Annotated in this window: 6 protein-coding genes; 1 reads left to right on the top strand and 5 read right to left on the bottom strand. The window is 72.0% G+C overall.

What is annotated here, in order from left to right; genetic code table 11:
- Positions 1-41: 41 nt before the first annotated feature.
- From ACFXAZ_RS08350 to ACFXAZ_RS08330, 5 genes are all read right to left on the bottom strand, one after another.
- On the bottom strand, positions 42-473 hold the full coding sequence (locus tag ACFXAZ_RS08350; RefSeq protein ID WP_382692618.1) for a heme-binding protein: 432 nt from the start codon (positions 471-473) through the stop codon (positions 42-44).
- Positions 470-2,008, bottom strand: coding sequence for an MDR family MFS transporter (locus ACFXAZ_RS08345; RefSeq protein WP_384586617.1), 1,539 nt, complete (start codon positions 2,006-2,008; stop codon positions 470-472). The genes ACFXAZ_RS08350 and ACFXAZ_RS08345 overlap by 4 nt, the downstream gene beginning before the upstream one ends.
- A complete protein-coding gene (locus tag ACFXAZ_RS08340) occupies positions 2,005-2,589 on the bottom strand; it encodes an NADPH-dependent FMN reductase (protein WP_384586615.1) in 585 nt (194 codons plus the stop codon). Before ACFXAZ_RS08340 ends, ACFXAZ_RS08345 begins: the two co-directional genes overlap by 4 nt.
- Before the next feature lie 31 nt (positions 2,590-2,620).
- Complete coding sequence (locus ACFXAZ_RS08335) at positions 2,621-3,559, bottom strand: fumarylacetoacetate hydrolase family protein (RefSeq protein ID WP_384586613.1); 939 nt, start codon at positions 3,557-3,559, stop codon at positions 2,621-2,623.
- A 240-nt stretch (positions 3,560-3,799) separates the two neighbouring features.
- Positions 3,800-4,651, bottom strand: a complete 852-nt coding sequence (locus ACFXAZ_RS08330; protein ID WP_384586611.1) for a hypothetical protein — start codon at positions 4,649-4,651, stop codon at positions 3,800-3,802.
- Between the two features lie 351 nt (positions 4,652-5,002).
- Between ACFXAZ_RS08330 and ACFXAZ_RS08325 the strand changes: the two genes are divergently transcribed.
- On the top strand, positions 5,003-5,758 hold the full coding sequence (locus tag ACFXAZ_RS08325) for an SDR family oxidoreductase (RefSeq protein ID WP_384586609.1): 756 nt from the start codon (positions 5,003-5,005) through the stop codon (positions 5,756-5,758).
- Positions 5,759-6,189 lie beyond the last annotated feature (431 nt).

Here is a 6,189-nt window from a genome sequence, read left to right as displayed (position 1 = left end):
GTCCTCACCGGTCCCGGCCCGGCACCCGGCCTGGGTGCGCGTCAGCCTGCGTCGGCGACGAGGCCCGCCTTCTCGATGCCGAAGAGCGCCACGGCCTCGTCGTTGTCCGGCTTCTCGCCGCTGACGCCGATCGCGCCGAGCAGCTCGCCATCCGCGTCCCGGATCAGCACGCCGCCCTTGGAGGAGGCGATCCGGCCCTCGGAGATCGCCGCGAGCGCGGCGAAGAACGCGGGGTCACGGGTGGCGTGGCGGGCACCGGCGGCGCCGCCCTGGCCGGTGCCCAGGGAGCCCCAGGCCTTGGCGTGGGCGATCTGCGGGCGCAGGATGCCGGCCTTCTCCTCGCGCTTGACGACCAGCGGGTGGCCGCCGGGGTCGAGGACGGTCACGGTGAGGGGACGCAGGCCGAGTTCACGGGCGTGGCCGAGGGCCGCGTCGACGATCTCGGACGCTTGGCTCAGTGTCAGTACGGTCATGTCCGTAGCTCCTTGTGTGAGGTGGTGCTTGTTGAAGTGGGGTCAGAGGGAGGTGTGCCGGTCGGGGCCTTCCCACGGCGCCCTTTCCGCGGCGGCGGCACCGTGCTCGCGGCGTCGCTGTCGCTGACCCGCGTGGCCGCGTACAGGCCGAGCAGGTTGACGGCGGCGAGGGTGAGGAACGCGGCCCGGTACCCGGCCGGGTCGCCCGAGCCGGTGGCACGGCTCGCGCCGGCCACCGTCACCAGGACGGTGGTGGCCACCGCCACCCCGGCGGCGCCGCCGATCCGGCGGCCGACGTTGAAGAGGGTGGAGGCACGGCCGGAGGACGCGTCGGAGATGGTGGCGAAGGACGCGGACTGGGTGCCCACGAACACCTGGCCGATGGCGAGCCCCATGCAGAACAGCAGGGCCACGACCACCCACAGGGGCGTCGACGGCCGCAGCAGCAGCCCCATCGCGGCGATGACCGCGCTGGTGGCGCCCGCGCCGAGCATCAGATGGCGGCGCGGACGCAGCCTGCGGTACAGCACCCGGCTGGCGAGCTGGGAGCCGGTGACCACGCCGAGGGCCTCGGGAAAGGTGGTGAGGCCCGCGGTGAGCGGGGACATCTCCCGGGCGTCCTGGAGATACAGCGTGAGGGTGAACAGGGCGCCGAGGAACGTCACCGACTCGATCGTCATCACGGTGGTGCCGGACGCGAACAGCCGGTCCCGCAGCAGCCGTACGTCGATCATCGGGGCGCGGCTGCGCAGTTCGGTGGCGGTCAGGGCGGTCAGCAGCAGCGTCCCGCAGACCAGGGCGGCGAGCACCGGGGCGGTGCTCCAGCCCTGTTCGGGTCCCACCGAGACGCCGTACATCACCAGGCCGAAGCCGGACGCGGCGAGCAGGAATCCGGGGAGGTCGAAGCGTTCGGAGGGCCGGGCCGGTTCGTTGCGCAGGCACAGCGCTCCGAAGGCCACCGCGAAGGCGCCGACGGGGACATTGACGTAGAAGATCGCCCGCCAGGAGACCTGGGTGACCAGGATGCCGCCGAGGACCGGGCCCATGGTGGGGGCCAGGCCGTTGGCGACGCTGAGCACCGCCGAGGCCCGCACCCGCTCCTCGGGGCGGAAGGCGCGCAGCAGCATCGCCATGCCGACCGAGGCGAGCATGCCGCCGCCGACGCCTTGCAGGACCCGGAAGAGGACCAGTTCGCCGAGGCTCTGCGCGGTGCCGCACAGGGCGGAGCCAAGGGTGAACACGGCGATGGCGGTGAGCAGGGTGCGCTTGCCGCCGAAGCGGTCGCCGAGCCAGCCGGAGGCCGGGACGGAGACCGCGAGCGCCACCAGATAGGAGATGGACACGGTGTCGACGGCCGTGGAGGGGACGTCGAAGGCGCGGCCGATGGTGGGCAGGGCGACATTGACGATCGTCATGTCCAGGGTGCTCAGGAACAGCCCGGCCACGTAGACGACGCAGACGGCCGTCTTCTGGCTGACGGCCCGTCGGGGGCCGTCCGCCCGCTGGGTGGGTGCCGTGGCCGGGTGCGGGCTCATCCGACCGGGGCGGCCGGGCGTGCGGCGGAGAGTGCGGTGGTGAGCCGCAGCAGTTCGTCGAGCACGCCGGTCGCGTTCTCGTCGAGGCCGGGGGCGGCCTGGAAGCCGCCGTCGCCGGTGAAGGAGAGCCGGACGAAGGGGATCAGCACGGACCCGGCGAGCGGGACCATGCCGAGCGCGGTCACCACGGGGATCAGCGCCTGGACGGCCCGGGTGCCGGCCGCGACCCCGCCGTACCCGACGAAGGCGACGGGCTTGCCCGCCCACTCCTTGGCCAGGTAGTCGAGGGCGTTCTTGGTGGCGGCGTTGTAGCTGTGGTTGTACTCCGGGACGACGAAGACGTAGGCGTCCGCGGCGCTCACCGTGGCGCTCCAGCGCTTGGTGTGGTCGTTCACGTACCGGCCGCGCTGCGGCGGGCTCGGCTCGTCCAGCAGCGGCAGGGCGACCTCGGCGAGGTCGACGAGTTCGGTGTCGAAGCCGGGGTGCTGGAGCGCCAGCGCGTGGAACCAGGCGGCGATGGCGGGGCCGCGGCGGCCCGGCCTGGTGCTGCCGATGATGATCTGAAGGCGTGGTCGGGCCATGGGCTGACCTTTCGTCGTGGGTGGGCGAGGGTCAGTCGTCGAGGACGACTTTGTTCTCGATGACCCCGAGCCCCTCGATCTCCCCGCGCACGACGTCGCCGGGCTGGACTGCGCCGTGGCCGGCCGGGGTGCCGGTGGAGAGCACGTCGCCGGGAGCGAGGGTGAGGGCCGCGGTGAGCCAGGAGAGCTGCTCGGGAATGGAGTGGTACATCTCGGCGGTGGAGCCGTCCTGGCGGACCTCGCCGTTGACCCACTGGTGGATGCCCAGCGCGTGCGGGTCGGGGATCTCGTCGGCGGTGACGAACCAGGGGCCGCAGATGCCGTAGGTGTCGAAGCCCTTGGCGCGGTCCATCCGGTTGTTGTCGCGCTCGGAGACGTCCCGGGAGCCGATGTCGCACAGCCCGACGTAACCGGCGACGGCGCGCATCGCGTCGCCCTCGGTCAGATAGCGGGAGCGGGGGCCGATGACGACCGCCAGCTCCATCTCCGGGTCGACCTGCTCGCTGATCGTGGGGTGCCGCAGATCGTCGTAGGGACCGGCGACCGCGCCCGGTGCCTTGAGGCAGCCCTGGAGTCCGCGCCGGGGCGGTGCCTCGGCGCCGGGGCCGGGACGCCGGCGGGGGTAGTTGGCCAGCATGCACCAGATCGTGCGGGGGCTGCCGATGGGCGGGCCGAGCCGGGCCGGGTCGTCGGACCACAGACAGTCCTCGTCCAGGACACCGGAACCGGTCTGCCCGACGGTCCAGTCGAACAGGCGCCGTACGGTGGTCAGGTCCGGGTCCGCCTGCAACAGCGCGGGCAGGTCCCCCGACACGGCGAGCCGGGCGCGGGCGAGGGCGTCCTCGCGGTGGACTCCGTCCAGCTGTGCCCGCCGGACGAACGCGGCCTGGATGTCGATGAGCTGGTGCGGAACCACGTCGGCGAAGCAGAGCCGGTCGCCGAAGGGGGTCCGCCGGGAGGCGATTTTCACGGGGTCACTTTCTGGACGGGTCGTCGGACTTCGGGGAGGGTCGTGCGGGGGGGGCGGCGGCATGCCGTCCGGCTGCACGCGGTGTGCGGGACGGGCCGTCCGGCGTCGGGGCGGCGGGAGCACCGGGGCCCCGGAGACGCCGGGGTCTTGGGGGCGCGGGGAACTGCGCGACCAGCCCCCACCGGCCGGAACCCGAACCGGCGGCGGAACCCACCCGCACTCCCCCGCCCCACCGGCGCACTACTTCGGATCCGCGTCCTTCGGGTTCTCGAACCGGATCCCACCGTCCGTGACGACCGTCGTGAACTTGTCGTCATCGGGCTCGACCGGCTGCACGATCGGCGGCAGCCCCACCGTGTACAGCACCAGTTCCTCCGTGGCCACGTACCGGACCTTCTCGCCCGGGTCGGCCTCCACCGCGCCCATCCAGCTGATCTCGGTGCCCTCGGCCGTTCCCTTGCCGCCCAGCACCACGGTCAGCCGCCGCGCGTCCGCGCTCTCCGAGACCCACTCGGCACCGGCGTCGAGCTTGACGAACTCGATCCAGAACTGCCGCTCGGTGTAGGTGCCGATCGGCTTGCGCTTGACGCCCGGCCAGCCGGCCACCGGCAGGTAGTTGAAGTGGGCGGGGTTGCTGATGACCACGGCGTTGTAGCGCGGCTTGGGGAAGCGCTGCTCCCGGATGGGCCGCTGCTCGGCCTGCGCCTCCTTGTTGGCCGGGCCGCGCCCGCGGCCGGCGCTCATGCCGAGCGCGGAGGCGCCGCCGAACTGGAGCACCAGCTGGAGCTGCTTGGGGTCCTCCAGCTTGTCGTCCTGCGGGCCGTAGGTCTGGCCCTCGGGGAAGTAGCCGACCTCGCCCTCGCGCAGGAAGCCCTGCTCGCCGAGGTTCATGTCGCCGACCACGGGCAGCCGGATCTGCTCGAAGGTGTGGCAGTGCCGGGGCATCTGGAAGTCGGCCTCGTTGCGGCCGAGGATGTAGCGGTAGTTCTCGAACGGCTTGCTGCGGTCGCCCATCAGCAGGTAGTTGAACGAGACCGTCCCGCGGGGATGGTCCATCTTGAACGCGTTCTCGTCGTACGGCGCGATCTTCATCGCTGTCCTCCGTTGGTGGGGTGGGTGCCCGTGAGGCATCCGTGCGGCTGCGCGGCTCGCGCGGACGGGGCGGGCGGGGATTGCGGGCCTTGCGGGCGTTGCGGAGCGGGAAAGGCGATCGCCGGGCGGTCGGACGGGCGGCTGGGCCGCCGCGCGGCTCTCTTCGCGGACCCGGTCGTCGCTGCCCTTCCACGAAACCTTCCTAGTAGGTTTGTGTCAAGGTAGGTGGTGAGCTTTTATCGAATCAAGAAGCACCGAAGAACCACCGAGGAACCACCGAGGAAGCACCAAGGAAGCACCGAAGAACCATCCGAGAAAGCGCTCACCCATCGCGAAATCGAGGAGCCGGAGATGACGGAGATGGATCTGAGAGGCACGGTTTCCCTGGTCACGGGGGCTTCCAGCGGCATCGGCGCCGCCGTGGCCCGCACCCTGGCGGCCCGCGGTTCGGCCGTCGCCCTGCTGGCCCGCCGCGAGGACCGGCTGGCCTCGCTCGCCTTAGAACTGCGCGAGGCGGGCGCCCGCGCCCTCCCGGTACCCGCCGATGTGACCGACCCGGAGCGGGCCGCCGAGGCGGTACGGCGGACGGTGGCCGGCCTGGGACGGCTGGACATCCTGGTCAACAACGCCGGGGCGGCCCGGCCGGGCCCGATGCTGCACGGGTCGGTGGACGCCTGGGACGAGATGGTCCGGGTGAACCTGCTCGGCTCCCTCTATCTCACCCACGCCGCCCTGCCCCATCTGATCGACGCCGCCGAGCAGGGCCCGCGCCGGATCGCCGACCTGGTCGGGATCAGTTCGGTGTCGGGCCGCGCGGTCCATGCGGGCAACGGGGTGTACGCGGCGACCAAGCAGGCCCTGAACACGTACAGCGAGTCGCTGCGCAAGGAGGTCGCCGGGCGCCGGGTCCGGGTCGCGGTGGTGGAGCCGGCCTCGGTGGCGACGGACCTGCTCCCGGCGCGGGTGCGGGGCACGCAGGAGGCGGCACGCACGTTCGAACGACTGAGCCCGGCGGATGTCGCCGACGCGGTGGCGTACGTGGTGACGCGCCCGGCGCACGCGGCGGTGAGCCAACTGCTGATCAGGCCGAGCGAGTCGGAGCGGTGAGGCGACGCAGGTGAAGCGACGCAGGTGAAGCGACGCAGGTGAAGCGCGGGCGGGGACGCGGGAGGGGCCCCGCACCTGCCCGCGCAACACCCGCACGAGACTCGCACCAAAGCATTGCCTCAACCTACTAGGTAGGTTAAATTTGGGTGCACCACCACCAGAGAAGACCCATCACCAGAGAACACCCGCGACCAGAGACACCTGGCGACACATCAGCGACACCACCAGCGACGAACCACCACCACAGACGATCCGGGCGCCGTACGTCCCGGACACGCTCGGGAGTGACATGTCCGTGCCTCAGACCCCCGCGAAGATCTTCCGCGGCAGGGTGGCCGACCAGATCGTCGACTAACGGCGCGCGAACAGAAGGATCGGCAGCAGCGCCCCCCGATCCCCGCAGCCCTCCCGAACGCAGCGTGCCAGCGAAT

Source organism: Streptomyces sp. NPDC059477, assembly GCF_042749375.1.
Classification (GTDB): Bacteria; Actinomycetota; Actinomycetes; order Streptomycetales; family Streptomycetaceae; genus Streptomyces.
This window is presented reverse-complemented; position numbering and strand designations above follow the sequence as displayed.